This window comes from Streptomyces sp. JH002, from assembly GCF_050916115.1.
GTDB classification, from domain to species: Bacteria; Actinomycetota; Actinomycetes; order Streptomycetales; family Streptomycetaceae; genus Streptomyces; species Streptomyces xiamenensis.
Genome location: NZ_CP087989.1, coordinates 2,047,767 through 2,062,714, shown reverse-complemented (window position 1 = coordinate 2,062,714; position 14,948 = coordinate 2,047,767). Strand labels below are relative to the sequence as shown.

Genomic DNA, 14,948 nt, shown 5'->3' with positions numbered 1-14,948 from the left:
ATGGCACTGGACCACCGCCTGACCCCGGAGCACGAAGAACTGCGCCGCACCGTGGAGGCGTTCGCCCACGACGTGGTGGCCCCGAGGATCGGGGAGTTCTACGAACGCCACGCCTTCCCGTACGAGATCGTCCGCGAGATGGCCGCCATGGGGCTGTTCGGGCTGCCGTTCCCCGAGGAGTACGGCGGCATGGGCGGCGATTACCTGGCGCTGTGCCTGGCCCTGGAGGAACTGGCGCGGGTGGACTCCTCGGTGGCCATCACTCTGGAGGCCGGCGTCTCGCTGGGGGCCATGCCGATTTACCGCTACGGCACCGCCGACCAGAAGGAACGCTGGCTGCCGAAGCTGTGCTCGGGCGAGATGCTGGGCGCCTTCGGGCTGACCGAGCCCGGCGTCGGCTCCGATGCCGGGGGCACCCGTACCACTGCGGTGCGGGACGGGGACATGTGGGTGATCAACGGCACCAAGAGCTTCATCACCAACTCCGGGACCGACATCACCGGGCTCGTCACGGTCACCGCCGTCACCGGACGCAAGCCGGACGGCTCCCCGCTGATCTCCACCATCATCGTGCCCGCCGGCACCCCCGGCTTCACGGTGGCCCCCGCCTACTCCAAGGTCGGCTGGAACGCCTCCGACACCCGGGAGCTGTCCTTCTCCGACGTCCGGGTGCCGGTGGAGAACCTGCTGGGGGAGGAGGGCCGCGGGTACGCCCAGTTCCTGCGGATCCTGGACGAGGGCCGGATCGCCATCTCGGCGCTGGGCACCGGGCTCGCGCAGGGCTGCGTGGACGAGTCGGTGCGGTACGCGGGGGAGCGGGAGGCGTTCGGCCGCCCGATCGGCGCCAACCAGGCCATCCAGTTCAAGCTGGCCGACATGGAGATGCGGGCGCACACGGCGCGGCTGGCCTGGCGGGACGCGGCGGCCCGGCTGACGGCGGGCGAGCCGTTCAAGAAGGAGGCGGCGATGGCCAAGCTGCACTCCTCGGACGTGGCCGTGGTCAACGCCAGGGAGGCCACCCAGATCCACGGCGGCTACGGCTTCATGAACGAGTACCCGGTCGCCAGGATGTGGCGCGACGCGAAGATCCTGGAGATCGGGGAGGGCACGAGCGAGGTCCAGCGCATGCTGATCGCCCGGGAACTCGGGCTTGTCTGACCCCCTTCGCCGGACGGTGGTGCGCCTGTCCCACGGCGGGGTCCGTGGGGTAGGTGGTGGGGAGAATTTGGCGTTCGGGGCCTGCTGGCACAATCTGGTGACATGGCTGAGATCACCCAGCGAGCCGGTAACTGGTATTTCGACGGCTCGGTGCTGCGCATCGTGCCCGGGCAAGGGAAGGGGGTGCATGCGCTGCGCACCGCTCTGGGGGAGCTGACCGTGCCGCTGGAGGCGGTGGCGGAGGTTTCCTTCGAGCCCGGGCGCAAGCACGACAGACTGCGACTGCGCCTGCGGGAGGGCGCGGATCCGCTGACACAGGCGACCGGCGGCAAGCTGCCGGCCGTGGCCGATCCGTACCTGCTGGAGGTGCCGCACGACCGGGCGGACGCCGCCCGGGAACTGGCGGCCGAGATCACCGGGGCACTGCGGACCGCACAGGTCCCCGCGACCGCCACCGACCGCTATCTGCTGCCGGGGCCCCAGGTCCCCATCACGCTGCACGCCTCGGACGGTGAGGCCACCTTCGACGGCGCACAGATCCGCATCGACTGGGGCTGGGGCGCGGACGACATCAAGAAGAACAGCGGCGCCCGGGTCATCGCGCTGAGCGATCTGGCCGCCGTCGAGTGGGCGCCGCCGCGGATAGAGAACGGCTTCGTCCGGCTGCACCCCAAGGGCGCGCACTCCACCTACAAGCCCTCCCACGACCCCAACTGCGTGGTGATGTGGGGCTGGCGCGAGGTGAAGGACGTCACCGAGTCGGCGCTGTTCGTGGCCGCGCTGGCCGCCCGGCTGCCGCACCCCTCCACCGGGGAGGGGACCGTCTCCGTACCGGCGCCCGCGCAGCCCGAGCCGCTGCTGGTGGCGAACGGGGACGCGGGCGGCGAGCAGGACGCGGTGCTGCGCCGGCTGTGGGAGCTGGGGGAGCTGCACGACACCGGGGTCCTGACCGACGAGGAGTTCGGCGCGGCGAAGAAGGCCCTGATCAACCGGTTGTAGGACAGCACCACCCGGCCGGCCACCGTGCCGGTGACTCAGCCGGCGGCGCCCTCCGGATCCAGGGGGGCGCCGTCGCCGTTGCGCGGGAGGTCGCCGCGCCGGACCGGGGCGCCGCCGTCTTCCTGCTGCAGCGCCTCGGCCAGCTCGGCGGCGTCGGCGGGATGCGCGGCCTCCAGCGCGGCGCGCAGCAGGTCGGGGTCGGCGTCCGGGTCGGTCGTGAGAACCGAGATCCGCACGCCGTCGCGGGTCCGGTGGAACTCGGTGATGCCCGCCGCCCGGTCGGCGGTGATGTCCGTGTCGGCCGCGCCGGGCTCGGCCCGTTCCACCCGCAGTTCGATCGTCCCGCCCGTGGCGGAGACGTAGGAGCAGCCCCAGCCGTCCTCCCCGATGACCCCCGCCGACTGCGGCGCCAGGGTGTAGCCGGGGATCTCGGTCAGGTAGATCAGCTCCGGGGCCACGCCGGGGAACTCCGCGGGGGCGGAGGGGTCCGCCGGGGTCGTCGGCTCCGCCGGTTCGGCGGGCTCGGACGGGTCCGGCGCGTCGGGCGAGGCGGAGGTGTCGGCCGGCGTCGGGTCGGCGGCCTCGGCGGCGGGGGCGGCCGAACCCTCGCTGCCGCAGGCGGTGAGCGGCAGCGCGAGCAGCGGAAGCAGCAGAACGGTGGTGGTCAGACGGCGGCGGGCGGAGCGCTGGGGGATCATGCCCGCATTCTCCGCCCGCCGTCCGTCCCCGGGACTACTTCGCCGCGTCGACGCCGAAGATCTCCGCCATGTTGTCCAGCACCTGGTCCGCGCCCTGCAGGGACACCGAGGTCATCCAGATGGCGTCCTCGACCTCGTACACGTCGCCGTTCTGTACCGCGCTCAGCCGTTCCCACAGCGGGTTCGCCAGGAACCGCTCCTTGCGGTCCTCACCGCCCGCGTACGTGGTGTAGAAGATCACATCGGCCTCGGCCTGCTCGATCTGCTCCTCGCTGATCTCCAGGGTGAACTCCTCGGGATCGCGCTGGTTCTCCGGCCGGGTCAGCCCCATGTCGGCCAGGATGATGCCGGAGAAGGTGTGCGGCAGGTAGATCCGGGTGGGGCCGTCGAGGAACCGGACGACCGAGACGGTCGGGTTGTCGTGCGCGGCGTTGACGGCCTCGCCGATCGCCGCCGCCCGGGTCTCGTACGCGGTGATCTGTTCCGCCGCCCGGTCCTCCGCGCCCAGTGCCTCGCCGACCAGGGCGATGTTGTCCTTCCACGTCGGCCCGGTGGTGGCGACGAACACGGTGGGCGCGATGTCGGAGAGCGTGTCGTACAGCTCGTCGTGGCGCACGGTCGCGGAGATGATCAGATCGGGCTCCAGGAGCATGATCTGCTCCAGGTTGGGGCTCTCCAGCGGGCCCACGTCCACCGTGTCCTTGACGGCGTCGCCCAGGTACGCGGGGAAGCCGTCCAGGTTGCGGTAGCCGCCGACGCCGGCCACGAGGTTGCCGTCCAGCGCCACGACCGCCTCGACCAGGCTGTTGTCGAGCGCCACGATCCGCTGCGGCGCGGCCGGGATCTCGGTGCTGCCCTTGTCGTGGGTGAGGGTGCGCGGGAACGACGCGTCGCCGGGACCGGTACCGGCGGCGCTGTTGTCGTTGTCGGCGGCCGGGGATCCGCCGTCGGACCCGCAGCCGGCCAGCCCGGCGGCCAGCGCGGTCATCAGCGCGAAGGCGCCGACGCGGTGGCGCCAGCGGCGCCGCAGGGGGGTGGTCACGGGTCCCTCTTTCGTTTTAGGTAAGGCTTGCCTTGGTAAGGGCGCTGTGAGCATAGCCAGCGTTCGGTGACCGGCGGAAGACGGGGGTGGCGAACCGCACAAGTCAGGCTTGCCTTACCTTGTGGGCGTGTCCGACACCTCCGCCAGTACCGCCGACGCCGTCCAGGCGCCGCCGGCCCCGCCCCCGCCCGGCCGCGGCCGCCCGGCCCGTACGGTCGCGCTGCTCGTGCTGCTGCTCGCCCTGGTCGCCGCCGTGTTCGCCTCCCTCGCCATCGGCAGCAAACCGGTCGCGCTCGGCGATGTGCTGGCCGCGCTCACCGGAAGCCGCGAAGGCGACGCCGTCGTGGTGCGCGACCTGCGTCTCCCGCGTACGGTGCTGGGCCTGCTGGTGGGTCTCGCGCTCGGCGCCGCCGGGGCCGTGGCCCAGGACATCACCCGCAACCCGCTGGGCGACCCGGGCCTGATCGGGGTCAGCGCCGGAGCGGCCTTCGCCGTCGCGGCCGGCATCGGACTCTTCTCGCTCACCCACTCCTACCAGTACATCTGGTTCGCCTTTCTCGGCGGCGCCCTCGCCGGACTGCTCGCCTACACCGTCGGCGGCACCGGCTACGGAGGCGCCACCCCCGCCAAACTCGCCCTGGCCGGCGCGGCCGTGACGCTCTTCCTCGGCTCGTTCACCAGCGCGCTGGTCCTGCTCGACGTCAACACCCTGGACCAGTACCGCTCCTGGGCCGTCGGCTCGCTCGCCGGGCGCGACGCCGCACTCGGTCCGCAGCTCGCGCCGTTCGTCGTCATCGGCCTGGTGCTGGCCATCGCGCTCAGCGGGCGGCTCAACGCCCTCGCGCTCGGCGACGACCTCGCCACCACCCTCGGCGCCAAGGTGCGCACCACCCGCGCGCTGGGCGCGGTCGCCGTGATCGTGCTGACCGGCGCCGCGGTGGCCGCCGCCGGCCCCGTCACCTTCGTCGGCCTCGTCATCCCGCATCTGGTCCGCGCCGTCACCGGCCCGGACGCCCGCTGGCTGATCCCCTGCTCGGCGCTGGGCGGCGGCGTCCTGCTGCTGACCGCCGACGTCATCGGCCGGGTGGTGGCCAGGCCCGGAGAACTGGAGGCCGGAGTGATCACCGCCGTCATCGGCGCCCCCTTCCTGGCAGTCATGGTCAAGCGCGGCAAGCTGCGGGAGCACACCCGATGAGCCGCACCGGCGCCCCGCCGAAGCCCGGGACCCGTACCGGCCCGCGTACCGCGCTGACCGCCGAGGCCGGGCCCTTCGGGCTGCGCGTACCGGTGCGGGTGGTCACCACCGTCCTGGCGCTGCTGCTCGCCGGCTTCGCCGCCTTCACCGCCTCCGTCTCCCTGGGCACCTACGCCATCCCGCCCGGCGACGTGCTGGGCGCGCTGTTCGGGTACGGGGACGGGGCCGCCGATCTCGTCGTGCACAAGCTGCGGCTGCCCCGTGCCCTGACCGCCGTACTGGCCGGGCTCGCCTTCGGTATGGCGGGCGCCGTCTACCAGGCCGTCACCCGCAACCCGCTGGCCTCCCCCGACCTCATCGGGATCTCGGCCGGTGCCGGGGCCGGCGCGGTGGCCACCATCCTGTTCGGCGGGGTCACCGCGGCGGGCGCCGGAACCTTCGGCGCCGTGCCCTTCGGGGCGCTGGGCGGCGCGCTGCTCACCGCCGCCGTGATCTACGCCTTCGCCTACCGGGGCGGCACCATCACCGGCTACCGCTTCGTCCTGGTGGGCATCGCCGCCGCCGGGGCGCTGGCCGCGCTCACCCGCTGGATGCTGGCCCGCGCCGACATCGACCAGGCCGCGCGCGCCATGGTCTGGCTCACCGGCTCGCTCAACGGCCGCAGCTGGTCGCACGTCGCGTGGGTCGGCTGGGCGCTGCTGATCCTGGTGCCCCTCACCTTCGCGCTGGCCCGCCCCTACCAGCTGCTCCAGTTCGACGACTCCACCGCGCTCAGCCTGGGCATGCGGCTGCACCGGGCGCGCGTCGTGCTGCTGATCGCCGCGACCTGCCTGGCCGCGGTGGCGACCGCGGTGGCGGGCCCGGTCGCCTTCGTGGCCCTGGGCGCCCCGCAGATCGCCCGCCGGGTCGCCGGCACCGCCGGGGTGCCGCTGCTCACCTCCGGGCTGATGGGCGCCGTCCTGATGCTGGCCGCCGACCTCGCCGGGCGGCTGGTGCTCGCCCCGACCGAACTGCCGGTCGGCATCGTCACCGGCGCCGTGGGCGCCCCGTACCTGCTGTTCTTGCTCGCCCGCTCCAACCGGGCCGGAAGGGGAGGCTGAGATGCCCGCCGAGACCACCACCACGACGGACGCCGCGGACACCGGGGCGGCGCACCTCGGTGCGACCGGGCTGCGCCTGGAGTACGGGGACCACGTCGTCGCCGAGGACCTCGATCTGCGGATCCCGGACGGCAAGGTGACGGTGCTGGTCGGGCCGAACGCCTGCGGCAAGTCCACCGCCCTGCGCGCCCTGGCCAGGCTGCTGAAGCCGGCCGCCGGGGCGGTGCACCTGGACGGCCGGGACATCGCCGCCCTGGGCGCCCGGGAGGTGGCGCTGCGTCTGGCGCTGCTGCCGCAGTCCCCGGCCGCCCCGGACGGCATCACCGTACGGGACCTGGTGGCCCGCGGCCGTACCCCGCACCAGCGCTGGTGGCGGCAGTGGTCGGCGGCCGACGAGGAGGCGGTGGACGCGGCGCTGGCGGCCACCGGGGCGACGGAGCTGGCCGAGCGCTCCCTCGACGCCCTGTCCGGGGGCCAGCGGCAGCGGGTGTGGATCGCGATGGCGCTGGCCCAGGACACCGGGGTGCTCCTGTTGGACGAACCCACCACCTATCTGGACCTCGCCCACCAGGTGGATGTGCTGGAGCTGGTCGCCCGGCTCAACCGGGAGCGCGGACGCACCGTGGTGATGGTGCTGCACGAGCTGAACCTCGCCTGCCGGTACGCCGATCACGTGATCGCCATGCGGGACGGGAAGGTGGCGGCGGCCGGCCCGCCGGCCGAGGTGGTCACCCCCGAGCTGGTGCGGGAGGTGTTCGGGCTGCGGGCCGCCGTGATCCCGTGCCCGGTCGCCGGAACCCCGCTGGTCATCCCCGAGCTGGCCGCCCGGGAATGAGAAACGCCACCTCCCTGCCCGATATCGGGCAGATTTGTTGCGGAAACCGTCCTTGATCCGCACTATCGAGGGGTGCTCGAACGTCGGACGTCCTCGCACGAGGACCTCGTGGATCACCTGGTGCGCAGCACGCCGCTCGCCAGGGGTGAGGCCGCGCGTGTCGTCCTCGATGTGCTCGCGTACTTCGACGAGACCATCGAGGAGTACACGCGCCGTCGGCACCGCGAGCTCCAGGGACACGGACTGACCAATCCGGTGATCTTCGAGCGGATCGCCGAGGAGCTGACGCACCGGGCGGTGGCCCCGCCGCGACTGTCGATACGACAGCTGCGGCGGATCGTGTACGGCTGACCGCCGCCGTACCGCGCCCGCCGGACCCGTACACCGTACGCGCCGCCCCACCGCCCGCCCGCAGGAATCAACCAGCCAGGAGGACACCCCTTATGTGTGGAATCGTCGGATATATCGGGAAGCGGGATGTCGCCCCCCTCCTCCTGGAGGGCCTGCAGCGCCTCGAATACCGGGGCTACGACTCCGCCGGCATCGCCATCCACAGCAGCGGCAAGGGCGGCGGCCTCAAGACGGTCAAGAACAAGGGCCGGGTCCGCGACCTGGAGGCCAAGGTCCCCGCACGGTTCGCCGGCACCACCGGTATCGCCCACACCCGCTGGGCCACCCACGGCGCCCCCAACGACATCAACGCCCACCCGCACACCGACGCCGCACAGCGGGTCGCCGTCGTCCACAACGGCATCATCGACAACTCCGGCGACCTGCGCGCCAAGCTCACCGCGGACGGCGTCGAGCTGATCTCCGACACCGACACCGAGGTCCTCGCGCACCTCATCGCCCGCGCCCAGTCGCAGACGCTGGAGGAGAAGGTCCGCGAGGCGCTGCGCTACGTGGAGGGCACCTACGGCATCGCCGTGCTGCACGCCGACTTCCCCGACCGCATCGTGGTCGCCCGCAACGGCTCCCCGGTGGTCCTGGGCATCGGCGAGAAGGAGATGTTCGTCGCCTCCGACGTGGCCGCGCTCATCAGCCACACCCGCCAGGTGATCACCCTGGACGACGGCGAGATGGCCACTCTCAAGGCCGACGACTACCGCACGTACACCACGGACGGCTCCCGTACCTCCGCCGCGCCCACCACCGTCGAGTGGGAGGCCGAGAGCTACGACATGGGCGGCCACGACACGTACATGCACAAGGAGATCGCCGAGCAGGCGGAGGCCGTGGACCGCGTGCTGCGCGGCCGGATCGACGACCGCTTCGCGACCGTGCGGCTCGGTGGCCTCAACCTCGACGCCCGCGAGGCGCGCACCATGCGCCGGGTGAAGATCCTGGGCTGCGGCTCCGCCTACCACGCCGGTCAGATCGGCGCCCAGCTGATCGAGGAGCTGGCCCGCATCCCTGCGGACGCCGAGCCGGCCAGCGAGTTCCGCTACCGCAACGCGGTGGTGGACCCCGACACCCTGTACATCGCGGTCAGCCAGTCCGGCGAGACGTACGACACCCTCGCCGCCGTGCAGGAGCTCAAGCGCAAGGGCGCCCGGGTGCTGGGCGTGGTGAACGTGGTCGGCTCGGCCATCGCCCGCGAGACGGACGGCGGCGTGTACGTGCACGCCGGGCCCGAGGTGTGCGTGGTGTCCACCAAGTGCTTCACCAACACGGCGGTGGCCTTCGCGCTGCTGGCGCTGCACCTGGGCCGGATCAGGGACCTGTCGGTCTCCGACGGCAAGCGGATCATCGAGGGGCTGCGCAAGCTGCCCGCCCAGATCGCCGAGGTCCTCGCGGACGAGCCGCGCATCGCCAAGCTGGCGGCCGACTTCGCCGACGCCAAGAGCATGATGTTCGTCGGGCGGGTGCGCGGCTACCCGGTGGCCAAGGAGGCGTCCCTGAAGCTCAAGGAGGTCTCCTACATCCACGCCGAGGCGTACCCGGCCTCCGAGCTGAAGCACGGCCCGCTGGCGCTCATCGAGCCCGCGACCCCGACCGTCGCGATCATCCCGGACGATGACCTGCTGGAGAAGAACCGGGCCACCCTGGAGGAGATCAAGGCCCGCAGCGGGCGAATCCTGGCGGTGGCGCACAGCGAGCAGGAGAAGGCCGACGACACCATCGTGGTGCCGCGCAACGAGCCCGAGCTGGACCCGGTGCTGATGGGCATCCCGCTGCAGCTGCTGGCGTACCACACGGCGCTGGCGCTGGGCCGGGACATCGACAAGCCGCGCAACCTGGCCAAGTCCGTCACCGTGGAGTAGACGCGCTCACCGCGGCGTCCTCGCGGCGAAGCGGACAGAGCGGCGGCCCCCGGACGGGGTGCGTGCCACCATACGCACCCCCGGGGGCCGCCATCTCGCGCCGGCGTCGCCCATTACGCCGGCGTGGGGGACAGCCGCCGCCGGGTCCGTCACCTCCCGGCGGCAGCCAGAGGTCTTGCTCCCTGTATGCCCCTCACAAGCGCACAATCCACCCCGCGAGGGGCAGCAATTTGCGGCGGTGTCCCGGCGGCGCGCGACCGGGCGCACCGGGGGCGGGCGCCGGTGGCCGGTGAACGACCCCCGGGGGAGTGGCCGGGCGAAAAGCGGGCAGACGACCCCTGCCGTGCGGCCGGTGGGAGCAGCGGGGCGCACGGGAGCACGACGGCGCGCGCCGGCGGTCGCGCGCGGTGCCCTGGTGGTCGCGCGCGGTGCCCCGGTGGTTACGGGATGACGATGACCGGCCGCCGGGCCCGGCGGGCCAGCCGCCCGGACACCGAGCCGAACAGCCGCCCCAGCAGCCCCTGGGTGGTGCCCACGACGATGGCGTCCGCCTCGTACTCCTGGCCCACCTCCTCCAGTTCGTGGCAGATGTCGCCGCCACGCTCCAGCAGGACCCAGGGGAGGTCGGCCAGCAGGTCCGAGCACGCCAGCTCCAGACCGATGACCTCGGTGCGGTGATCGGGGATGTCCACCAGGGCGGGGGGTTCGCATCCCGCCCATACGGTGGTCGGCAGTCGGTTCGCCACATGAACGATGATCAGCCCGGAGCCGGCGCGGTGAGCCATGCCAATGGCGTATGCGAGAGCACGCTCACTGGTGGTCGATCCGTCGAATCCGACTACGACACCATGCTGAAATGCGGGGTCGCGTGCGTACCGCTCATCGTCGGCGGGCGCGGGGGGAGTGGACGGATCCGCGAGACGCTTGCGGTCCGTGGGTTCTGGGAGCTCGTATCCAGCCATCAGTGCCTCGGCGGGCGGTCAGCGAGGAGACCTCGTGAGCACGGCAGGGACGGGTGTGGGACACGGAAGGGCCCACGTCAAGGCTGTTTCGTCAGCCACAAGCCCACCTCCAGATGACGTCGTACATTGCTGGTTCCCGCTGACGGCGTTGTCAACCCCGCGAACCGTGACCGAGCAGCATGCCGCACCGCGGGGCGGGGCGCAATGGTCGCCGCGCCCTTGTGTGCGACCGATGCCGGAGCGTAACGATACGGTGTCTGTGGCGTTGCCGGCGACCCGCCGGAACGTCCGATCACCGGCCGGGAGTCTTGTTGACGACTTTTATTTTCAGCCAACTTCCCCACTACTGAAACACCTTGCCCACCCGCCCCGCCAACCCCACGGCCCCACGGGGAAACGGCGAGGCACCGGGGGCCCCGGCCACCGGCGGTGCGGAGCACGACGAGAAGGCGCACTTCCCCCAACTGCTCGTACGTGTAACGCTTCCTGATCGACTGCTTCGCGCCACGTTGTCATGTCGATTTAGCGCCGAGTGATGAACTTGTCCCGCCGACCTCATCCGACACAGTAGATTCGATCTTGGCAATCACGTCGGGGGAAACGTGCAGGACCGAGAGGATGCGACGACCGAGGGAACTGAGGAGCATGAGCCAGGACCCAACGCACGGCCCCGAGCCCGCCGTCAAGCTCGCTGCCCGGCGCCGCCGCGAGATCGTCGCGGTGTTGCTGTTCAGTGGCAGCCCCATGTTCGAAAGTTCCATCCCGCTCTCCGTCTTCGGCGTCGATCGTCAGGACGCCGGAGTACCGCGCTACCGCCTGCTGGCGTGCGCGGGGGAGGAAGGACCGCTGCGCACCACGGGCGGACTGGAACTGCGCGCGCCCTACGGTCTGGGGGCGATCTCCCGGGCCGGAACCGTCATCGTCCCCGCCTGGCGGTCGATCACCGGACCGCCGCCCGCCGCCGCGCTCGCCGCGCTGCGCCGGGCGCACAGTGAGGGTGCCCGCATTGTCGGGTTGTGCACCGGTGCGTTCGCGCTCGGAGCGGCCGGCCTGCTGGACGGCAGACCGGCGACGACCCACTGGATGTACGCCCCCACGCTGGCCAAGCGCTATCCGTCGGTCCATGTGGACCCGCGGGAGCTGTTCGTCGACGACGGTGACATCCTCACCTCGGCCGGCACGGCCGCGGGGATCGATCTGTGCCTGCACATCGTCCGCATGGACCACGGCCCCGAAGCCGCGGCGGCCCTGGCCAGACGGCTGGTGCTGCCCACCAGGAGAGGGGGTGCCGGCAACGGCGCCGAGAGCGGCCAGCCGCGCCACCTGGACCGCTCTTTACCAGAGGACATCGGCGCGGATCCGCTGGCCGAGGTGGTGGCCTGGGCACTGGAACACCTCCACGAGCAGTTCGACGTGGAGACCCTGGCGGCCCGCGCCTACATGAGCCGCCGCACGTTCGACCGGCGCTTCCGATCCCTAACTGGGAGCGCTCCCCTGCAGTGGCTGATCACGCAGCGGGTACTCCAGGCACAGCGCCTGCTGGAGGTCTCCGACTACTCGGTGGACGAAGTGGCGGGCCGCTGCGGCTTCCGTTCCCCCGTCGCCCTGCGCGGGCACTTCCGGCGCCAGCTGGGGGCCTCCCCGGCGGCCTACCGGGCCGCCTACCGGGCCCGGCAGCAGGAGTCGGCGGCCGGGCGCGCCAAGCCCGTCACCGACGGCTTCTCGCCCCGGGTGCCCGGGCAGCGGGGCCGGCCGGTGGCCTGAACGGGAGCACCACCCACAGGTGCACGGCGGCCCGCCCCCCGGGACACCGGGAGGCGGGCCGTCCCGTGGGCCCCGAACGCCCGGCGTAGGGTTGCCCGCATGAACGACCGGATGGTGTGGATCGACTGCGAGATGACAGGTCTCTCGCTGATCGACGACGCGCTCATCGAGGTGGCCGCGCTGGTCACCGACTCTGAGCTGAACGTACTCGGGGAGGGCGTGGACATCGTGATCCGCCCGCCCGCCGCCGCGCTGGCCACCATGCCGGAGGTGGTGCGCACCATGCACACCACCTCGGGGCTGCTGGACGAGCTGGACGACGGCACGACGCTGGAGGACGCCGAGCGGCAGGTGCTGGAGTACGTCCGCACGTACGCGCCGGAGGCCGGCCGCACCCCGCTGTGCGGCAACTCCGTCGGCACCGACCGGGGATTCCTCGCCCGGGACATGCCGGCCCTGGAGGGGCACCTGCACTACCGGATCGTGGACGTCTCCTCGGTGAAGGAGCTGGCCCGCCGCTGGTACCCGCGGGTCTACTTCAACAGCCCCCCCAAGGGCGGACAGCACCGGGCGCTGGCGGACATCAAGGAGTCCATCGCGGAGCTGCGTTACTACCGTGAGGCGCTCTTCGTACCGCAGCCGGGACCGGACTCCGACACGGCCAAGCGGATCGCGGCGCGGCACGCCGCGCAGTGACCCGGGTGGGCCGCGGGGAACGCGGGAGCGAAGTGCCCCGCGCACCCTGTACACTCAGTACGGCCGAGCGGGGAGAGCCTTAAAAAGCCTCCCGAGTCGGTCATGGTGGGTGTAGCTCAGTTGGTAGAGCACCTGGTTGTGGTCCAGGTGGCCGCGGGTTCAAGTCCCGTCACTCACCCTCCTAGATCAAGGGCCTGACCTGCGGAAACGCGGGTCGGGCCCTTTGTCGTGCGGTGGGGGTGGCGCGGGCCACAGCGTGTCCGCCGGTTCGCGTGGGGAGAATGTGAACGGTCGTGGGGGCGGGACCTGAGGTGAGGGTGGGGCGTGCCGTACTTCGGCAGCCCCGGGAAGGGCCGCCGTCACGCGCGATCCGACGCCGTATCCTCGGGAGGGGCCCGCATGCTTCCCACCACCGTGTTCGACACCGGTCAGCTGGAGCCGCGTGAGCGCTTCGACTTCTGGCGTCACACGATGGCCACCGTCGTCTCCCCGCTGGACCTGACCAGTCACACCACGTCGGACTACCACGGCCGGATGCGGCTGATTGCCCTGGAGGACGTCTATGTCTTCCCCATCACCATGCAGGCGTTCCAGTCCCGGCGCACGCCCGGCCTCATCCGGCGGTCCGACCCGGAGAACTACCACCTGGCCGTCGTGTTCCCGGGCGCCAGCCCGCTCGCCGTCACCCAGGGGGCCGGCCAGGACGTGACCGGGCCCGGGCAGCTGTACATGGTGGATTCCTCCCGCCCGTTCACCGTCGGGAGCACCGAGCAGGACAAGCACGCCAAGGGCCTGTGCGTCGAGATCCCCAGAAGCCGCCTCAATCTGCCCGGGAGCACGCCGGTCGGCGGGCTCCTGGGCCGCTCGATGTCCGCCACCCGCGGCTTCGGCGGGCTGCTCGCCCAGCACCTCAGCCATCTGTGTGCGCAGCACCACACCTACCGGCCGTCCGACATACCCCAACTCGCGGCCCTCGTCAGCGATCTCATCACCGGCCTGATCAACCAGACCCTCGACGCGGGCCCGCCGCCCGACCCGGACAGGGCGGAACACACGCTGCTCCTGGCCATCAAGTTGTTCATCGAGCAGAACCTCGCCGACTCCGGGATGAAGCCCACCGCCATCGCCGCCCACCACCACATCTCCACCCGACACCTGCACCGGCTCTTCCAGCAGCACGGCACCACCCCGGCGGCCCACATCCGGCGCCGCCGACTGGAACGCGCCCACCGCGACCTGACGGACCCCGCCCACGCCCGCACCCCCATCCACGCCGTCGCCGCCCGCTGGGGCTTCACCTCCCACGCCCACTTCACCCGCACCTACACCCAGCACTACGGCAGTTCCCCCACCCACACCCGCCTCGTCCTTGATCAGGAGCGACAGGCTTCTTGACCACCCCCGCCACTTCGCCCCGTATCCCTGGCCCACGCCACGTCGCGCCGATGGAATGGACTCGTCAGCAAGCGAGCGGCGCCCCGGCGAGGGAGCGCCGTTGGGGGGAGAACGTTGCGAGCCGTACCGTGCTGCCCCTCGCGACCGAAAAAGGGGAAAGAATGCGTTCGAAGGTCATAGCGAGGACTCTTGTCACGGCGACCGCCGCCATCGCGGTGGGCGCGGGCAGCCTGGCGACCGCGGGTACCGCGGTGGCCGCCCCGAGCGAGAAGCAGACGGTGGCGACCGCCGATGTCGCTCCGCTCGCGGTGGTCAACCTTGGCCTGACCATCAACCAGGCCAAGAACGTTCAGAGCTACCTGAAGGTCTACTACGGCTACACGGGGGCGGTCGACGGGCAGTTGGGCACCCAGAGTTGGAAGGCCATGCAGCGCATGCTCCGGAGCTATGGCTACTCCGGAGCGATCGATGGCGTCGTGGGAGGCGGCACGATTCAGTCGCTGCAACGCCTGCTGCGCACGGCAGGCTACGACGGTCCGATCGACGGACTCGCCGGGCCGGGTACCCAGGCCGCGTTCAAGACGTGGGCGATCAACCTGTACTGACCACGACGGAGCGGCACGCCGGCAGACAGTGCTGACGGCAATGCGGCGGGGTCGCGGCGGTACCCGGTGCTTCGACCGAGGCGTGCGGCCCGGGCCCGGCCGACCAGGGGTGGCCCGATGGGGAAACCGTGCGGAACACCGCACGGCGGGCCACCCCGCCCCGGAAGGGCCTCCGTCGGCGGCGGGGCCGGCGAACGCCGCCGCCGACGGGCGCCGATCGGGGGCCTCCCGGTGC

The 14,948-nt window shown here is 72.0% G+C and carries 14 protein-coding genes and 1 tRNA gene; 12 read left to right on the top strand and 3 right to left on the bottom strand.

What is annotated here, in order from left to right:
• On the top strand, nucleotides 1-1,158 hold the full coding sequence (locus H7827_RS08955; protein WP_432744009.1) for an acyl-CoA dehydrogenase family protein: 1,158 nt from the start codon (nucleotides 1-3) through the stop codon (nucleotides 1,156-1,158).
• Nucleotides 1,159-1,260: 102 nt separating this feature from the next.
• Nucleotides 1,261-2,157, top strand: a complete 897-nt coding sequence (locus H7827_RS08950; protein ID WP_386532827.1) for a DUF4429 domain-containing protein — start codon at nucleotides 1,261-1,263, stop codon at nucleotides 2,155-2,157.
• Between the two features lie 35 nt (nucleotides 2,158-2,192).
• On the opposite strand, the gene H7827_RS08945 is transcribed toward H7827_RS08950, so the two are convergent.
• Together H7827_RS08945 and H7827_RS08940 are read right to left on the bottom strand one after the other, a co-directional pair.
• A complete protein-coding gene (locus tag H7827_RS08945; protein WP_432744007.1) occupies nucleotides 2,193-2,855 on the bottom strand; it encodes a hypothetical protein in 663 nt (220 codons plus the stop codon).
• A gap of 34 nt (nucleotides 2,856-2,889) precedes the next feature.
• Nucleotides 2,890-3,897 (bottom strand): ABC transporter substrate-binding protein, encoded by a 1,008-nt coding sequence (locus tag H7827_RS08940; protein WP_432744004.1) that lies wholly within the window; start codon nucleotides 3,895-3,897, stop codon nucleotides 2,890-2,892.
• Nucleotides 3,898-4,018: 121 nt separating this feature from the next.
• Here H7827_RS08940 and H7827_RS08935 point away from each other — a divergent pair, with 121 nt between their 5' ends.
• From H7827_RS08935 to glmS, 5 genes are all read left to right on the top strand, one after another.
• Nucleotides 4,019-5,092: a FecCD family ABC transporter permease gene (locus H7827_RS08935; protein WP_030737170.1), complete on the top strand. Its 1,074-nt coding sequence runs from the start codon at nucleotides 4,019-4,021 to the stop codon at nucleotides 5,090-5,092.
• Nucleotides 5,089-6,192: a FecCD family ABC transporter permease gene (locus tag H7827_RS08930; RefSeq protein ID WP_432744001.1), complete on the top strand. Its 1,104-nt coding sequence runs from the start codon at nucleotides 5,089-5,091 to the stop codon at nucleotides 6,190-6,192. The genes H7827_RS08935 and H7827_RS08930 overlap by 4 nt, the downstream gene beginning before the upstream one ends.
• Nucleotide 6,193: 1 nt before the next feature.
• Nucleotides 6,194-7,027 carry an ABC transporter ATP-binding protein gene (locus H7827_RS08925; RefSeq protein ID WP_432743999.1) on the top strand — a complete coding sequence of 278 codons (834 nt, stop codon included), beginning with the start codon at nucleotides 6,194-6,196 and terminating at the stop codon, nucleotides 7,025-7,027.
• Nucleotides 7,028-7,099: 72 nt separating this feature from the next.
• Nucleotides 7,100-7,378: a hypothetical protein gene (locus tag H7827_RS08920; protein WP_030737162.1), complete on the top strand. Its 279-nt coding sequence runs from the start codon at nucleotides 7,100-7,102 to the stop codon at nucleotides 7,376-7,378.
• Nucleotides 7,379-7,470: 92 nt separating this feature from the next.
• Nucleotides 7,471-9,291 (top strand): glutamine--fructose-6-phosphate transaminase (isomerizing), encoded by a 1,821-nt coding sequence (gene glmS, locus H7827_RS08915; RefSeq protein ID WP_386532812.1) that lies wholly within the window; start codon nucleotides 7,471-7,473, stop codon nucleotides 9,289-9,291.
• Nucleotides 9,292-9,731: 440 nt separating this feature from the next.
• Here the strand turns inward: glmS and H7827_RS08910 are convergent, their stop codons facing one another.
• On the bottom strand, nucleotides 9,732-10,253 hold the full coding sequence (locus H7827_RS08910) for a universal stress protein (RefSeq protein ID WP_030737156.1): 522 nt from the start codon (nucleotides 10,251-10,253) through the stop codon (nucleotides 9,732-9,734).
• A 645-nt stretch (nucleotides 10,254-10,898) separates the two neighbouring features.
• On the opposite strand from H7827_RS08910, the gene H7827_RS08905 reads away from it, so the two are divergent.
• The 5 genes from H7827_RS08905 to H7827_RS08885 all read left to right on the top strand — a co-directional run bounded on the left by H7827_RS08905 (nucleotide 10,899) and on the right by H7827_RS08885 (nucleotide 14,713).
• Nucleotides 10,899-12,017, top strand: a complete 1,119-nt coding sequence (locus H7827_RS08905; RefSeq protein ID WP_030737153.1) for a GlxA family transcriptional regulator — start codon at nucleotides 10,899-10,901, stop codon at nucleotides 12,015-12,017.
• 99 nt (nucleotides 12,018-12,116) lie between these two features.
• Nucleotides 12,117-12,713, top strand: coding sequence for an oligoribonuclease (gene orn, locus H7827_RS08900; RefSeq protein ID WP_030737149.1), 597 nt, complete (start codon nucleotides 12,117-12,119; stop codon nucleotides 12,711-12,713).
• A gap of 105 nt (nucleotides 12,714-12,818) precedes the next feature.
• Nucleotides 12,819-12,891 (top strand) — tRNA-His (locus tag H7827_RS08895).
• A gap of 221 nt (nucleotides 12,892-13,112) precedes the next feature.
• Nucleotides 13,113-14,108, top strand: coding sequence for a helix-turn-helix domain-containing protein (locus tag H7827_RS08890; RefSeq protein WP_432743994.1), 996 nt, complete (start codon nucleotides 13,113-13,115; stop codon nucleotides 14,106-14,108).
• 161 nt (nucleotides 14,109-14,269) lie between these two features.
• A complete protein-coding gene (locus H7827_RS08885; RefSeq protein WP_432743992.1) occupies nucleotides 14,270-14,713 on the top strand; it encodes a peptidoglycan-binding domain-containing protein in 444 nt (147 codons plus the stop codon).
• Nucleotides 14,714-14,948 lie beyond the last annotated feature (235 nt).